This window comes from Streptomyces sp. NBC_01591 (assembly GCF_035918155.1).
GTDB lineage: Bacteria > Actinomycetota > Actinomycetes > Streptomycetales > Streptomycetaceae > Streptomyces.
In genome coordinates, this window is sequence record NZ_CP109327.1 from 5,241,299 (window position 1) to 5,256,280 (window position 14,982).

General features: G+C 69.0%; 15 protein-coding genes. 5 read left to right on the forward strand and 10 right to left on the reverse strand.

All coding sequences use genetic code 11. The features are described 5' to 3' along the window. Positions 1–57 precede the first annotated feature (57 nt). Positions 58–534, reverse strand: a complete 477-nt coding sequence (locus OG978_RS24600; protein ID WP_326767262.1) for a DUF6234 family protein — start codon at positions 532–534, stop codon at positions 58–60. A gap of 315 nt (positions 535–849) precedes the next feature. Between OG978_RS24600 and groES the strand changes: the two genes are divergently transcribed. Then, a complete protein-coding gene (groES, locus tag OG978_RS24605; RefSeq protein WP_124716902.1) occupies positions 850–1,158 on the forward strand; it encodes a co-chaperone GroES in 309 nt (102 codons plus the stop codon). A gap of 98 nt (positions 1,159–1,256) precedes the next feature. Next, positions 1,257–2,882, forward strand: coding sequence for a chaperonin GroEL (gene groL / locus OG978_RS24610; protein WP_326767263.1), 1,626 nt, complete (start codon positions 1,257–1,259; stop codon positions 2,880–2,882). A 100-nt stretch (positions 2,883–2,982) separates the two neighbouring features. Here the strand turns inward: groL and OG978_RS24615 are convergent, their stop codons facing one another. The 6 genes from OG978_RS24615 to OG978_RS24640 form a co-directional block, all read right to left on the reverse strand. Beyond that, positions 2,983–3,696 carry an ester cyclase gene (locus OG978_RS24615; RefSeq protein WP_326767264.1) on the reverse strand — a complete coding sequence of 238 codons (714 nt, stop codon included), beginning with the start codon at positions 3,694–3,696 and terminating at the stop codon, positions 2,983–2,985. Between the two features lie 68 nt (positions 3,697–3,764). Further along, entirely contained in the window at positions 3,765–4,793 is a 1,029-nt protein-coding gene (locus tag OG978_RS24620; protein ID WP_326767265.1) for a hydroxyacid dehydrogenase, read from the reverse strand. A 36-nt stretch (positions 4,794–4,829) separates the two neighbouring features. Next, entirely contained in the window at positions 4,830–5,684 is an 855-nt protein-coding gene (locus OG978_RS24625) for a carbohydrate ABC transporter permease (RefSeq protein WP_326767266.1), read from the reverse strand. Next, positions 5,681–6,574 (reverse strand): carbohydrate ABC transporter permease, encoded by an 894-nt coding sequence (locus OG978_RS24630; RefSeq protein ID WP_326767267.1) that lies wholly within the window; start codon positions 6,572–6,574, stop codon positions 5,681–5,683. Before OG978_RS24630 ends, OG978_RS24625 begins: the two co-directional genes overlap by 4 nt. Beyond that, positions 6,574–7,902, reverse strand: a complete 1,329-nt coding sequence (locus OG978_RS24635; protein ID WP_326767268.1) for an ABC transporter substrate-binding protein — start codon at positions 7,900–7,902, stop codon at positions 6,574–6,576. Before OG978_RS24635 ends, OG978_RS24630 begins: the two co-directional genes overlap by 1 nt. Positions 7,903–8,095: 193 nt before the next feature. Further along, positions 8,096–9,187, reverse strand: coding sequence for a substrate-binding domain-containing protein (locus OG978_RS24640; RefSeq protein ID WP_326767269.1), 1,092 nt, complete (start codon positions 9,185–9,187; stop codon positions 8,096–8,098). Positions 9,188–9,446: 259 nt separating this feature from the next. Between OG978_RS24640 and OG978_RS24645 the strand changes: the two genes are divergently transcribed. Beyond that, complete coding sequence (locus tag OG978_RS24645) at positions 9,447–10,976, forward strand: right-handed parallel beta-helix repeat-containing protein (protein WP_326767270.1); 1,530 nt, start codon at positions 9,447–9,449, stop codon at positions 10,974–10,976. An 8-nt stretch (positions 10,977–10,984) separates the two neighbouring features. Here OG978_RS24645 and OG978_RS24650 read toward each other — a convergent pair whose 3' ends face one another. Then, positions 10,985–11,758, reverse strand: a complete 774-nt coding sequence (locus tag OG978_RS24650; protein WP_326767271.1) for an SDR family NAD(P)-dependent oxidoreductase — start codon at positions 11,756–11,758, stop codon at positions 10,985–10,987. 35 nt (positions 11,759–11,793) lie between these two features. Continuing rightward, a complete protein-coding gene (locus tag OG978_RS24655) occupies positions 11,794–12,468 on the reverse strand; it encodes an MOSC domain-containing protein (RefSeq protein WP_326770149.1) in 675 nt (224 codons plus the stop codon). Positions 12,469–12,576: 108 nt separating this feature from the next. Here OG978_RS24655 and OG978_RS24660 point away from each other — a divergent pair, with 108 nt between their 5' ends. Continuing rightward, positions 12,577–13,467, forward strand: coding sequence for a LysR family transcriptional regulator (locus OG978_RS24660; RefSeq protein ID WP_326767272.1), 891 nt, complete (start codon positions 12,577–12,579; stop codon positions 13,465–13,467). Positions 13,468–13,552: 85 nt separating this feature from the next. Here OG978_RS24660 and OG978_RS24665 read toward each other — a convergent pair whose 3' ends face one another. Further along, positions 13,553–13,888, reverse strand: coding sequence for a WhiB family transcriptional regulator (locus OG978_RS24665; protein ID WP_326767273.1), 336 nt, complete (start codon positions 13,886–13,888; stop codon positions 13,553–13,555). 412 nt (positions 13,889–14,300) lie between these two features. Between OG978_RS24665 and OG978_RS24670 the strand changes: the two genes are divergently transcribed. Then, positions 14,301–14,912 carry a response regulator transcription factor gene (locus OG978_RS24670; protein ID WP_003948568.1) on the forward strand — a complete coding sequence of 204 codons (612 nt, stop codon included), beginning with the start codon at positions 14,301–14,303 and terminating at the stop codon, positions 14,910–14,912. Positions 14,913–14,982: the final 70 nt, after the last annotated feature.

Below are 14,982 nucleotides of genomic sequence, written 5' to 3' on the forward strand. Positions count from 1 at the left end.
GACGCCCGCGCACGGCGATCACGGCGAGCCGGGCTCGATGGTCGTGATCTCCTGCCGTCAGCTGCCGGAGTCCCGGCACTCGCGGCTGTCGCCGCCGCTGAGGCACTGGTGGCCGGTCCGGCCGGGATCGTACGAGGGAGCGGGCGTGGGCGCCGGGTGCGAGCGGCGGTAGTCCTCGTGGCCGACCTGCACCGTCACCACGCACAGCGCCAGCGCCGCCAGTAGTTGGATCGCGCCGGCCCAGGGCCGGTTGCCGCGGATCAGCACGACGGCGAACAGGCAGATCACCGCGGCGATCCCGCCGAAGGTGAGGACGGGAGTCCAGTCCATCGGCGGCGGGCCCGTCGATTCCGGGCCGCCGAGGTCCGCTCGCGAAAAGGCCATCCGGAAGGCGGCGACCGCGCAGATCAGCCCCTCCAGGAGAACCAGCAGCAGCCCGAGCACCACATCGAGGCAGCCGTTCACGGCACGCGATTCGTACGGCCGCCGCCCGGAGCTCGGGCCCGGCTGAGGGTACGGAGAAGGGCGGGTCATGCCCACACGGTCGTACGGAACGGTCCGGTCCGTCCGTACGTTGTTCCCATGTTGTCCGGACTGTTGTCCGGACCGTGCCCCGATCGTCGGGTTTCGCGCCGCGGGAGCGGTGCGGCGGCGACGCCACGATTGCTTGAATTGGCACTCCGCTTGACCGAGTGCTAATCGCGGTCATAGTCTCGGTGCTGGCACTCACCACTGGAGAGTGCCAGCAGTACTGCGCGACTGGCAGGTCCGGCACCCGCGACGACGGATCGACCTGGTCGCCACCCAAGACTGTTACCCCGTGAGATCTCCGAAGGGGGAGACCGGATCGTGTCGACCGCCAGCACCAAGGTTGCGATCAAGCCGCTCGAGGACCGCATTGTGGTCCAGCCGCTCGACGCCGAGCAGACCACGGCCTCCGGCCTGGTCATTCCGGACACCGCCAAGGAGAAGCCCCAGGAGGGCGTCGTCCTGGCCGTGGGCCCGGGCCGCTTCGAGAACGGCGAGCGCCTTCCGCTCGACGTCAAGACCGGCGACGTCGTGCTGTACAGCAAGTACGGCGGCACCGAGGTGAAGTACAACGGCGAGGAGTACCTCGTCCTCTCGGCTCGCGACGTGCTCGCGATCGTCGAGAAGTAATTCACCCACGTTTGCTTCTGTTCTGCGCCCCTGGCCCCCGCGAATAACCAGCCGGGTGGTCGGGGGCGCAGTTCGTTCGAGAGGAAAGCTCAGCTCCCATGGCGAAGATCCTGAAGTTCGACGAGGACGCCCGTCGCGCCCTTGAGCGCGGCGTCAACAAGCTTGCCGACACGGTCAAGGTGACGATCGGCCCCAAGGGCCGCAACGTCGTCATCGACAAGAAGTTCGGCGCTCCCACCATCACCAACGACGGTGTCACCATCGCGCGCGAGGTCGAGCTCGACGACCCGTACGAGAACCTCGGTGCCCAGCTGGTGAAGGAGGTGGCGACCAAGACCAACGACGTCGCGGGTGACGGTACGACCACCGCCACCGTGCTCGCCCAGGCGCTCGTCCGCGAGGGTCTGCGCAACGTCGCCGCCGGTGCCTCCCCGGCCGCCCTGAAGAAGGGCATCGACGCCGCGGTCAAGGCCGTGTCCGAGGAGCTCCTCGCGACCGCCCGACCGATCGACGACAAGACCGACATCGCCGCCGTGGCCGCGCTCTCCGCGCAGGACCCGCAGGTCGGCGAGCTCATCGCGGACGCGATGGACAAGGTCGGCAAGGACGGTGTCATCACCGTCGAGGAGTCCAACACCTTCGGTCTGGACCTCGACTTCACCGAGGGCATGGCCTTCGACAAGGGCTACCTGTCCCCGTACATGGTGACCGACCAGGAGCGTATGGAGGCCGTCCTCGACGACCCGTACATCCTGATCCACCAGGGCAAGATCGGCTCGATCCAGGAGCTGCTCCCGCTGCTGGAGAAGGTCATCCAGGCCGGTGGCTCCAAGCCGCTGCTGATCATCGCCGAGGACGTCGAGGGCGAGGCGCTGTCGACCCTCGTCGTCAACAAGATCCGTGGCACCTTCAACGCCGTCGCGGTGAAGGCCCCGGGCTTCGGTGACCGCCGCAAGGCCATGCTCGGCGACATCGCCACCCTCACCGGTGCGACCGTCATCGCCGAAGAGGTCGGCCTCAAGCTCGACCAGGCCGGTCTGGACGTGCTGGGCACCGCCCGCCGCGTCACCGTCTCCAAGGACGACACGACGATCGTGGACGGCGGCGGCGAGCCCGGCGACGTCAAGGGCCGGGTCAACCAGATCAAGGCCGAGATCGACGCCACGGACTCCGACTGGGACCGCGAGAAGCTCCAGGAGCGCCTCGCGAAGCTGGCCGGCGGCGTGTGCGTGATCCGCGTCGGTGCCGCTACCGAGGTGGAGCTCAAGGAGAAGAAGCACCGTCTGGAGGACGCCATCTCCGCGACCCGCGCCGCGGTCGAGGAGGGCATCGTCTCCGGTGGTGGCTCCGCTCTGGTCCACGCCGTCAAGGTCCTGGAGGGCAACCTCGACAAGACCGGCGACGAGGCCACCGGTGTCGCGGTCGTGCGCCGCGCCGCCGTCGAGCCGCTGCGCTGGATCGCCGAGAACGCCGGCCTCGAGGGCTACGTCATCACCTCGAAGGTCTCCGAGCTCGACAAGGGCCAGGGCTTCAACGCCGCCACCGGCGAGTACGGCGACCTGGTGAAGGCCGGCGTCATCGACCCGGTCAAGGTCACCCGCTCCGCGCTGGAGAACGCCGCGTCCATCGCGTCGCTGCTGCTCACGACCGAGACCCTGGTCGTCGAGAAGCCGGCCGAGGAAGAGGCCGATGCCGCCCACGGCGGTCACGGTCACTCGCACTGACGCGTAGCCGCTCAGGGCTGACAGCCGAAGAAGGCCCCCTGTCCCACCGCTCGGCGGTGGGACAGGGGGCCTTCAGCTGTTCAGGCGGAACGTGCGCTGTTCAGGCGGGAGCCGTTCCCTGGTCGAGGGCACCGAGCCCACGCATCAGGCCCATGAGGTCCTCGTGCCACCAGCCTTCCTGGATCTTTCCGTTCTTGAACCGGAAGATCGTGGTGCCGGACATGACGCATTGCCTGCCCGTGGGAGCGATGCCCATGAATTCGCCCTTGTGGGTACCGGTCCAGGTCCACAGCGTCACGACGTCGTCGCCCTCGCAGATCTGCCGGTCCAGGTCGAAGGAGAAGTCGAAGGCGGCGCGCCATCCGGCGACATCGTTCCGCAGCCTGTCGGAGCCGACCACGGTTCTTTCCGTCTTCGCGATGTCGTGGTCGATGTAGTCGGGCGCGAACACCTCGTCGATGGCGTCGAGATTGCCTCCGACGGCGATCTCGTGGAAGAAGCGGCGTGACTGCGCCTGGTTCAGCTGCTCGTCGCGGACCACGTCGAGGTCGGTGAAGGTGGGCATCCCGTCGCAGAGCGCCACCATCTCCTGGAAGATCCGCTCGGTCTCGGGCAGCCCGGAATTCGCCATCGCGTCCTCGTACGACGGGAATTCGACGATCTCGACATAGTGGGACCCGTCGGAGCGGTCCTTGCCGATGAGGCTGTGAGTGGCGGTCCGGGTGCCCTTGGTCTGCTCGACCCACTGGTCCATGAGACGGTCCATGTCCTCGAACCGCTCCGTCTTGCAGTCGATAACTTGTACGAATCTCATGATGCCTCCCGGTCTCACGTTCCGGATGGGATGCTTCCAGTTTAGTGAGGAGCGGGCTTTTCGACGGTTCAGGCCGAGTGGCTCAGACTTCCGGAATGCACGGGGTCCGCGAAGGGCAGGCCGGCCGCGAACCGCTCCATCTCGTCCAGCGCCTGGTCGGCCATCCGGTGCAGCTCATCGCCCAGCGAACCCGCGACATGCGGGGTGAGCAGCACATTGGGCAGGGTGTACAACGGCGAGTGCTCGGGCGGGAGTTCGGGTTCCGTCACATCCAGCACCGCTTGCAGCCGTCCGGCCGTCAGCTCGGGCAGCAGCGCGTCCTCGTCGATCAGCGAACCCCGCGCCGTGTTGATCAGCGTCGTCCCGGTGGCCATGGCGGACAGCTGCGCCGCACCGATCAGATGGTGCGTCTCCGGGAGCTGGGGCGCGTGCACCGAGACCACGGAGCTGCTCGCGCACAGCTCGTCGAGCGAGGTGAGCCGTACACCGAGCCGCGCCGCCTCCGGACCGTCCACGTACGGGTCGTACAGCAGCACGTCCAGGTCGAAGGGGCGCAGCAGCTCGATCACGCGCCGGCCGATGCGGGAGGCGCCGACGATGCCGACCGTACGGCGGTAGTTGCCGGCTCCGTCGAGCTCCGCGAGCCAGTCGTGGCCGGCGCGCAGACCGCGGTAGCGGTGCGCGGTGTGCAGGACCCGCTTGCCGGCGAACAGGATGGCGGCGAGGGTGAATTCGGCGACCGGCAGGGCGTTGGCCCCGGCCGCGGATGTGACGGTGATGCCGCGTTCCCAGCAGGCGTCGGTGATGTGGTGCTTCACGGAGCCCGCGGCGTGCACGACGGCCCGCAGCCGGGGCGCGGCCGCCAGTACCCCGGCGGTGAGCGGCGTCGCACCCCAGCAGGTGAACAGCACCTCGGCCTCGGCGAGCGCGGCGGCCACCTCGGGCGTCGGGTCGGCCAGGTCGTGGGCGACGAAGTTCGGGTCGGTGCGGGTGAGGGCGGCCAGCCGGGTGCGGTGGCGGTCGGCGAGGAGGCGGTCGGCGATGCCGGGCCCCATGGCGAGCAGGGCCGTCGGCCGGTTGTCAGTGGCGTGGGGCATGGTGGAACTCGTACTCCTCAGGGCTCGCGGTGAGAGTCACTTGACGCTGCCGGCGGTCAGTCCGGCCTTCCAGTGCCGCTGCAGCGAGACGAAGGCGACGATCAGGGGGATGACGGCGAGGAGGGAGCCGGTGACGACGAGCGGGTAGAAGCTCGGCTCGCCGTGGGTGTTGGTGTTCCAGGAGTACAGACCGAGGCTCAGCGGGAAGAGCTTGCGGTCCGAGAGCATCACGAGGGGGAGGAAGAAGTTGTTCCAGATCGCGGTGAACTGGAAGAGGAAGACCGTCACGAAGCCCGGCATGACCATGCGCAGTCCGATGGACCAGAAGACGCGCAGCTCGCCGGCCCCGTCGATACGGGCGGCCTCCAGGGCCTCGTTCGGTATGTAGCCGGTGCTGAACACCCGGGCGAGATACACGCCGAACGGGTTGACCAGCACCGGGATCAGCACGGACCAGTAGGTGTTGACCAGGCCGGTTTTGGAGGCCAGGAGATACATCGGCAGGGCGAGCGCCGTGGTGGGCACGAGCACGCCCATCAGCACGAGGGCGAACAGCTTCTCCTTGCCCCGGAATTCGTACTTGTCGAAGGCGTATCCCGCGGCGACGCAGATCAGCGAGCAGACGATCGCCCCACCGCCCGCGTACATGAGGCTGTTGAGGTACCAGCGGAAGTAGATGCCGTCGCCGTAGGAGGCCAGGTTCGACAGGTTCTCGCCGAGGTTGAAGCCCTCGAAGGAGAACGCGTTGCCCGCGAGCAGACCGCCGGTGTCCTTCGTGGCGGCGGTGACCAGCCAGACGAGGGGGAAGAGCATGTAGACGACGGCGAGCAGGAGGAAGCCGTTGACGGCGGTCTTCGACATCCAGCGGCCGCGGGAGGCGGGGGAGTTCATGCTTTCTTGCCCTTCCGGCCGGTGAAGCGGGTGACGACGAAGGACAGCAGCGCGGCCGTGAGCGCCAGCAGGATGGAGGCGGCCGCGGCGAGACCGTAGTCGTTGCGCTCGAAGGCCGCGGTGTACGCGTACATGTTCGGCGTCCAGGTGGAGGAGACGGCGGAGCCGGTCCCCTTGTTGAGGATCAGCGGCTCGGTGAACAGCTGGAGCGAGCCGATGACCGTGAACAGCGCGACCATCACGAGGGAGGAGCGGATCAGCGGAACCTTGATGCTGAGCGCGGTGCGCCAGGCACCGGCCCCGTCGACCGTGGCCGCTTCGAGTACGGAGCGGTCGATGGCCTGCAACGCGGCATAGAAGATCACCATGTTGTAGCCGAGCCATTCCCACAGGGCGATGTTGACGATGGAGGGAAGGGCACCTTCGGGGGAGAAGAAGTCGAAGCCGATTCCGCCGGATTCCATGGCGCTGACCACCGGGCTGAGCTGCGGGGTGTAGAGGTACACCCAGATCAGCGCGGCGATGATGCCGGGCACGGCGTGCGGCAGGAAGAGTGCGAGCTGGAAGAACCGGCGGGCGCGGGCCAGCGTGGAGTCCAGCAGCAGGGCGAGGGCGAGGGCCCCGATGAGCAGCAGCGGAATGTAGAACAGGCAGTATCCGAGGAGTACGCCGAAGCCCTCGCGGAACGCCCGGTCGCCCAGGGCCGCCGTGTAGTTGTCGAGTCCGCTGAAGACGGTCTCGGTGCCGCCGAAGCCCAGGCCGGACTGCTTCTCGGTGAACAGGCTGAGCCAGACCGCGTAACCGATCGGCAGCACCATGGCCACGGTGAACAGTACGAAGAAGGGCCCCAGCAGGATGGCGGCGGCTCTGGTCGTCCGGGCGCGCTTCATCAGCCTGCGTCCTCGACCTTCAGACCGCGCTTCTTCAGCTCGGCGACCGTGGCGTCGTGCCCGGCCTTCACGGCGTCCTTGATGGTGGTGCCGCCGCTCGCGACCTTGCCGAACTGGTCCTTCATGGTGGTGTTCGTGGTGCCGGTCGTCGGGCCCCAGTTCCAGTTCGGGCCGATCGACGTCGCGGCACCCTCGAACACCTGGTAGATGTCCTCGCCGCCGTAGAAGCCGGCGTCGAAGGACTTCTTGGCCACCGGGCGCAGTGCCGTCGCGGCCGGGAAGGCGCTCGAAGTTCCGGACTCGATGCGGGCCTTGATGCCTTCCTCGGTGGTCGACATCCAGGTGGCGAACTCGACCGCGGCCTCGGCCTTCTTGCTGGTCTTCGTCACCGCGAAGGTGGAGCCGCCGAGCATGCCGCTGGCCGGCTTGCCGTCCCAGCTGGGCATCGGGGCGACGGCCCACTTGCCGCTCTGCTCGGGCAGCGTGCCCTTGAGGACACCCGCGCCCCAGGCGGCGCCGAGGTAGCCGACGGTGCCACCGTTCTTGAGGGAGTTGGTCCACTCGGGGCTGAACGAGGCGTTGGAGCGGATCAGGTCGTCGTCGAGCAGACCCTGCCAGTAGTCGGCGACCTTGTTGGTTGCCGCGTCGGCGGTGCTGACCTTCCAGGTGTCGCCCTCGGGCTTGTACCACTGGGCGCCGGCCTGCCAGGCCATCGCCTGGAACGTGGTCGGGTCATCGGGGAAGAAGGTGCCGATCCGGGCCTTCTTGTCGGCCTTCTTGACCTTCTCGGCGGCCTTGCGGAACTCGTCCCAGGTCTTGGGGACCTCGACGCCGTACTTCTCGAACAGGTCCTTGCGGTAGTAGAAGGACTGCGGCGAGGCGTCGAACGGGACGGCCCAGCTCTTGCCGCCGAGCGTCGTCAGCTCGACCGCCTGCGGCAGCAGCTTCTTCTTGATGTCGTCGGTGAAGTACTGGCCTATGTCCTGGAGCGCGCCCTGACTGACGTACTCCGGAAGCTGTGGGTACTCGATGGAGACCAGGTCGGGGGCGTTGCCCGCCTTCACCGCGTTGGAGATCTTGGCGTAACCGCCCGCGTTGCCGGACGGGATCTCCTCGTACACCACCTTGATGTCCTTGTGCGAGGCGTTGAACGCGTCAACGACCTCCTTGGACCCCTTGGCCCAGCCCCAGAAGGTGATGCTGACGGGCTTGCCGTCGCTTCCGGCGGCGGAGTCGTCGTCACCGCTGCCGCCACAGGCCGTGAGGAGGGCGAGGGCGGTGGCGGTGCCGACTACGGCGAGGGACGTTCTGCTCGGACTGCGGCTCACAGCGAGGCTCCTGAACTGGCGGCGACATTGGCGTTGGCCGTGATCCTTGGACCAGTCGTGACCGAAGTCAAGAGCGAAAGATCGATTGATCGAAAAAAGATCAGATAAGTTGCGTACGGAAGGGCGTGAGATATCCTGCGAAATCGGGTGCGAGGGCCGCGGGAACGCCCGCCCCGAGGTCTGCCCCCGGCGCCTACGGGAGGCGCGCCCCGCACGAGTCCCTGACCCTCAGCTGCGGCAGCAGCGTCAGATGCCGCCGGGGTGCGCCCGCGCTCTGGCCCAGCCGCTCCACCAGCAGTTCCGTCGCGTGACGGCCCACCTCGCGCTTGGGCGGCGCGACCGCCGTGAGCGGTGTGTCCGCGAGGGCCGCCACCTCGTCGTCGTAGGCGATCAGGGCCAGGTTCTCCGGAACCCGCACGCCCAGTTCGGCCAGGCGCTGCACCACCTGGATCGCGTCCACGTCGTTGTGGATCAGCGCCGCCGTCGCCACCCCCGAGAGGACCGCCTCGCGCAGCGCCTGCACGGCCTGCTCGAAGGCGTCCGGGGCGAGTTCGGACGGTACGGAATCGATCACGTCCTGCGGCGCGCGCAGCCCGAGCACACCCAGCGCCTCCGCGTACCCGGACCGCACCGCGACGGCGGTCGGTGAGTCGGCACGGGCCATCAGCAGCGGCGCCCCGTGTCCGAGATCCACCAGGTGGCGCACCGCCAGCAGCACGCCGTGCGCATGGTCCGAGCAGACCCGGTCCAGGCCGTCCAGCGGGGAGCCCGCGGTGGGCCTGCGCTCCAGCAGGACGGTCGGCACGGGCAGCGAGGCGATCCAGTCGCCGAACGCGGCGGGGTCGCCCGGGTCCTGCCAGCCGGGCGCGACCAGCAGCCCTTCGGCGCCCGCGGAGAGCAGCCCCTCGGTGCGGGCGTGGTCCTCCTGCGGCCGGTAGTCGGAGATGCGCAGGATGAGCCTGGCCCCGGCCCTGGCGGCGGCCTCGTGGGCGCCGCGGATGACCTCGGCGAAGTAGTAGGTCGACGAGGGCGCGAGCATGCCGAGGACCAGGCCGCTGCCCGTGGAGCCGGGTCCGGCGGCGGAGCCCGGGGCGCCCTCCTGCGGCCAGGACACCGATCCGTGGACCCGGTCGAGCAGGCCGCGGCCGGCCAGTTCCTCCACGTCCCGGCGCGCCGTGACGGGCGAGACCCCCAGCAGCGAGGCCAGGTCCGAGACCCGGGCCGAACCCCGTTCCCGTACCAGTCCGAGCAGGCGGTCATGACGTTCAGCAGCACTTTCGCGCACGGCAGCAGTCCCCTCGCAGTGTGTGGCCCGGCCCCGGTCCGGCCGATGCCGGGGCCGTTGTCCGACCCTAGAGCAACGTGATCGAACGATGGGAGTTTCGATCATTCAAACCCAATCCATTGACGTTCGATCAATCCGAGTCCAGGATTCCGGCGGTGCGGACTCGTCCCGCCCCCACCCCTGACCGTCCGCCCCACCCCCGACCGTCCGCCCCGCCCTGACTGTTCGTTCCGACCCTGACTGTTCGTACGGAGGAATTGTGAGACATCGCGTCACTGCTGCGGCGCTCGTGGCCCTGACGGCCGCCGGCGGCCTGACCGCCGTGGGCCAGACCGCCGCACAGGCCGCGCCCGCCGGCCGTACCTTCCACGTCGACTGCGCCGCGGACCCGGCCGGCGCCACCGGCAGCGAGCAGCACCCCTGGACCTCGCTCGCCGAGGCCAACGCGCACACCTACGGCCCCGGTGACCGGCTCCTCTTCAAGCGCGGTGCCACCTGCACCGGCACCCTCGCCCCCACCGGCACCGGCTCCGCCCGCGCCCCGTTCACCATTGCCGATTACGGCAGCGGCCCGGCCCGCGCCAGGCTCGACGGCGCGGGTGCCCACGATGTCGTCCTGCTCTCCAACACGCAGTACGTGCACCTCAAGGCGCTGGAGATCACCAACGCCGACAACCCCGGCAGCGAGCGCAACGGCGTCCGCCTCCGCCTCACCGACTACGGCGTCGCCCGCGGCTTCGACATCTCCGGCCTCTACATCCACGATGTGCGCGGCGGCGACTACAAGACGGTCTCCGGCTCCAGCGCGATCCACATCGCCGTCGAGGGCAAGGCGAAGGCCAGCTGGTACGACGGCCTGGACATCGGGCACAACCGCATCGAGGACGTCGACCGCGAGGGCATCTACTTCAAGTCGACCTTCTCCAAGCGCGACCTGGTCGGCCAGCAGCAGGACCCGAACGTGTACCCGGGGGAGTGGACACCCAGCACCGGCGTCCGCATCCACCACAACACGCTGAAGTCCCTGGCCGGCGACGGCATGAAGCTCGACACCACCAGCGGCGCCCGCGTCGACCACAACCGGGTCGACGGCTTCCAGCTCCGTTCGCCCTCCGCCAACGCAGGCATCTGGACCTTCAACACCGACGACACGACCGTCGAGTACAACGAGGTCTCGGGCGGCGGCAACACCCACGACGGGATGTCCTTCGACGCCGACGGCGCCTCCCAGAACACCGTCTTCCAGTACAACTACAGCCACGACAACAAGGGCGGCTTCCTGCTGATCTGCCCGTACAGCGGCGCCAAGACCATCGGCACGGTCGCCCGCTACAACGTCAGCCGCAACGACGGCGCCCGCCTCATCCAGAACTGCTGGGGCCCGATCCTCGGCACCGAGATCTACAACAACACCTTCCACAACAAGGAGCAGATCCCCGGCTACCTCGTCCAGGACGACGCCGGCGGCCCCGCCACCACCCAGCACGAACTGTCCATCCGCAACAACATCTTCGTGAGCGAGGGCACCGGCGGCTACGCCTTCAAGAACCCGACCCCCGGGCTCTCCTTCGACCACAACGCCTTCTACGGCATCGACATGACCCGACCCGACCCCGGCGGCATCACGGCCGACCCGAAGCTCCGGGCCGACTTCCGGCTCGGTGCGGGCTCGCCCGCCCTCGCCGCCGGAGCCGTCATCGAGAACAACGGCGGCAAGGACTACTTCGGCAACGAACTGAAGCCCGGCGCCCCCAACATCGGCGCCTACGCGGGCCGTGGGGTGCGGTAACCGACCGCTCACTGGGGACCGTACTTGCGGCCTGTCTTGGAGGTGACCCCTCCGAGCAGGCCGCGCGGCGTCACCTTCACGATCCCCATCAACGCCTTGTACCGCGGATCCGGAACCGAGACCGACTTACCGCGTGCCAGGTCGGCCAGGGCCGTCTCCACCAGCTTGTCCGCGTCGAGCCACATCCAGCCCGGAATGTTGCCGGTCCCCATCCCGGCCCGCTGGTGGAACTCCGTCCGTACGAACCCGGGGCACAGCGCCATCAGCCGCACCCCCGTACCGGCCATGTCCTTCGCCGCGCCCTGGGTGAACTGCACGACCCACGCCTTGGACGCGCCGTACGTGCCGCGCGGCACGAACGCGGCCACCGAGGCCACGTTGACCACCCCGCCCCGTCCGCGCTCCCGCATCCCGGCCGCGGCCGCCGAGGTCAGCCGCAGCACCGCCTCGCAGTGCAGCTTCAGCATCTTCAGCTCATCGGCCATGGGCACGTCCAGATAGTGGCCCTTGTTGCCGAACCCGGCGTTGTTGACCAGCAGATCGACCGGATGGCGACGGTCCGTCAACCGGTCCTCGACCGCGGCGATCCCCTCGTCCTCGGACAGATCGGCCCTCAGTACCTCGGCCTCGATGCCGTGCCGGTCGTGCAGCTCCGTCGCCTGCTCGCGCAGCCGCTCGGTGTCCCGCGCCACCAGCACCAGGTTGTGCCCGTCCGCCGCGAGCCGCCGCGCGAAGGCGGCGCCGATCCCCGCGGTCGCGCCCGTAATCAGTGCAGTCGTCATACGCGGCACGTTAGTGCCTGTCCGGCACGCGGTGATCAGCCGTCCGCCGCCGACTTCTCGACGTACTTCAGAGCGGCACGCAACGCCTCGGGATGCAGCGCGTCCCGGGCCGCGAGCAGCCCCGGCAGCAGGTCCCGTCGCGTCGTCGAGGCCAGGAACTCCATCTCCACGGTGACGTCGTGTTCCGGGCGGTGCACGATCTCGACCGGGTCCCCGGCCCTGATGTCGCCCGGCTCGATCACCCGCAGATAGGCGCCCGGAGCCGCCGCCTGCGTGAACCGCTTGACCCAGCGCGCCTCGCCGAGATGACCGGCGAACGTACGGCACGGAATCCGGCCCGACGTCACCTCCAGCACCAGATCGGCGCCGATCCGCCAGCGCTCGCCGATCTTCGCACCGCTCACATCGACCCCGGCGGTCGTCAGGTTCTCGCCGAACGCGCCGTTGGCCAGCCGGTGGCCGAGCTCCCGCTCCCACCTGTCGAGATCCTTGCGGGCGAAGGCGTACACCGCCTGGTCGGAGCCGCCGTGATGGCGCAGATCGCACACCGTGTCCCCGGCCAGACCACTGCCGCCGGTGCCCTTGGGCCCGGGGTCGGTGACGCGCACCGGCCCGTTCGCCGGCTGCTTGTCGATGCCGGTCAGGCCCGAGGGGGCGTCGGTGTGGTCGACGGCCTTCGGCCGTCCCACATTCACGGTCAGCAGCCGCATCGGCTCTGTCGGTTCCATGGACGTCATACGGAGAACGCTAACCATTCCACCCTCAAAGGTGCGCGACAATAATTCACACCCGACCCAAGATCCGCTTATGGTTGAGGGGTGATCGAAGCCCGTCATCTCCGTGTCCTGCGCGCCGTGGCCGCCGCCGGCTCGTTCTCCGCCGCCGCTCGCGAACTGGGCTGCACCCAGCCCGCGGTCAGCCAGCAGATGAAGGCCCTGGAGGCCTCCGCGGGCACCACGCTGCTGATCCGTACCGGCCGCGAGATGCGGCTCACCCAGGCGGGCGAGGCGCTCGTCCGGCACGCCTCCGGCATCCTCGCCGGTCTCACCGCCGCCGAGGAGGAGGTCGCCGCCATCGCCGGGCTGCGGGCCGGCCGGGTCCGGCTCGTCTCGTTCCCCAGCGGCAGCTCCACCCTGGTCCCCGGCGCCCTCGCCGCACTGCGCGAGGCCCACCCCGGCACCCGGGTCTCGCTGGTGGAGGCCGAGCCGCCGCGCTCGGTCGAGATGCTGCGCGAGGGCGACTGCGACATCGCGCTGGCGTTCCGTTACGGCGCCTCCGGCACCGAATGGGACGACCTGGTGGTACGCCCGCTGCTCACCGACCGGCTGATCGGCCTGGTCCCCGAGGGGCACCGGCTGTCGCGATCGGCCACGGTGGGCATCGCCGATCTGGCCGGGGATTCGTGGATCGCGGGCTGCCCGCGCTGCCGCCGCCAGCTGGTGGAGGTCTGCGAGGAGTCGGGCTTCACCCCCCGGATCGACTTCGCCACCGACGACTACCCGGCGGTGGTCGGTCTGGTCGGCGCCGGACTCGGGGTGGCCGTACTGCCGGAGCTGGCGATCGAGTCGGTACGTCCCAAGGGGGCGTGCACCGTGACGGTGGAACCGGCCATCGAGCGCGAGATCGTCGCGCTGACCCTGCCCGACCTGGCCCAGGTCCCGGCGGTGGCGGCCACCCTGGACCGGCTGTCCCTGGCGGCCGCCCGCTGAAGGGCCTGCCTGAGACCCGGCCCCTCGTTGCGGCCGGGTGAAGTGCAGAGACGTTTTTCTTGTTGTTGTTACGAGGCGTGCTGGATCAGCCGTGCCCCAGCGGGGACGGAACGCCCGACGGCGCCGCTGCCGCGATCAGCCGGCTGCGGGCCCGTCCCATGAGCTCTTCGCGCTCGTCCTCGGTCAGTCCGCCCCACACTCCGTACGGCTCTCGCACCGCCAGGGCATGGGCTGCGCACTCGGCGCGTACCGGGCATCGCATGCAGACCTCTTTCGCCGAGTTCTCGCGGGCGCTCCGTGCCGCCCCGCGCTCACCCTCCGGGTGGAAGAACAGCGAGCTGTCGACCCCACGGCAGGCCGCCAGCAGCTGCCAGTCCCAGAGATCGGCGTTGGGTCCGGGAAGGCGGGAGAAATCTGCCATTGCTTGTCCCCTCGAAACCTTGCTGAGTCGGAAACGTCGTTGTCGTCCGTCATCGACCGTGCCCACGACCGTACATCTACGGTGCAAGTAGATGTAAATATGACTGATTGCGAATCTATCCACAGACACCAGTAAAAGGGAAGAAAATCCGCTAAATGGGGCATACCTTCATGTGAAGTTTCGGTTGAGGATTGGATGATCCGTGCCGTTCTCCTCCGTGTGCAGCCCCTCACGTAGAGTGCCGAACCCGGTTCCCCGACCCGTAACTCTTTCGAGTGACCATCGTTGAGAGGGCGGAGGCGGTTGACGAAAAAAGCGATCGGGCAGATGTCCGAGAGTGTCAACCGCACAGGTGACGACTTGTAACAGCCTGGAGGCTCAAGGTGACGCGCATCAGCTGCGGAGGACGGTCATGACATCCGTCCTCGTCTGCGACGACTCCCCGCTTGCCCGAGAAGCGCTCCGTCGCGCGGTCGCGACCGTGCCCGGCGTCGAGCGGGTGACGACGGCGGCCAACGGCGAGGAAGTCCTTCGCCGCTGGGGCGCCGACCGTTCGGATCTGATTCTGATGGACGTACGCATGCCCGGTCTCGGGGGTGTGGAGACGGTCCGGCGGCTGCTCTCCGCCGACCCCGGCGCCAGGATCATCATGCTGACCGTCGCCGAGGACCTGGACGGTGTCGCGCTCGCGGTCGCCGCCGGTGCCCGCGGCTATCTGCACAAGGACGCCTCCCGCGCGGAGCTGCGCGCCACCGTCACCCAGGCGCTGGCCGATCCGACGTGGCGGCTCGCCCCGCGCCGGTTGCGGTCGGCCGAGATGGGTGCGGCGCCGACGCTCACCGCGCGTGAGATCCAGGTGCTCGAAGGGATGAGCCATGGCCGTTCGAACGCCGAGATCGGCCGTGAGCTGTTCCTCTCGGAGGACACGGTGAAGACGCACGCCAGGCGTCTGTTCAAGAAGCTAGGCGCCTCGGACCGGGCGCACGCCGTGGCGCTCGGCTTCCGCTGGGGCCTGGTCCGCTGAGGGCCGGCCATGGCCGGCAGTCGATCGATCCCCCGTCCGCGAAGCTGTGGACGGGGCGACGTGACCGACG

Coding starts and splice junctions, on each gene's coding strand:
- OG978_RS24600 (WP_326767262.1), bottom strand. CDS start 534: ATGACCCGCCCTTCTCCGTACCCTCAGCCGGGCCCGAGCTCCGGGCGG.
- groL (WP_326767263.1), top strand. CDS start 1,257: ATGGCGAAGATCCTGAAGTTCGACGAGGACGCCCGTCGCGCCCTTGAG.
- OG978_RS24615 (WP_326767264.1), bottom strand. CDS start 3,696: ATGAGATTCGTACAAGTTATCGACTGCAAGACGGAGCGGTTCGAGGAC.
- OG978_RS24620 (WP_326767265.1), bottom strand. CDS start 4,793: ATGCCCCACGCCACTGACAACCGGCCGACGGCCCTGCTCGCCATGGGG.
- OG978_RS24625 (WP_326767266.1), bottom strand. CDS start 5,684: ATGAACTCCCCCGCCTCCCGCGGCCGCTGGATGTCGAAGACCGCCGTC.
- OG978_RS24630 (WP_326767267.1), bottom strand. CDS start 6,574: ATGAAGCGCGCCCGGACGACCAGAGCCGCCGCCATCCTGCTGGGGCCC.
- OG978_RS24650 (WP_326767271.1), bottom strand. CDS start 11,758: ATGACGACTGCACTGATTACGGGCGCGACCGCGGGGATCGGCGCCGCC.
- OG978_RS24655 (WP_326770149.1), bottom strand. CDS start 12,468: ATGCGGCTGCTGACCGTGAATGTGGGACGGCCGAAGGCCGTCGACCAC.
- OG978_RS24665 (WP_326767273.1), bottom strand. CDS start 13,888: ATGGCAGATTTCTCCCGCCTTCCCGGACCCAACGCCGATCTCTGGGAC.
- OG978_RS24670 (WP_003948568.1), top strand. CDS start 14,301: ATGACATCCGTCCTCGTCTGCGACGACTCCCCGCTTGCCCGAGAAGCG.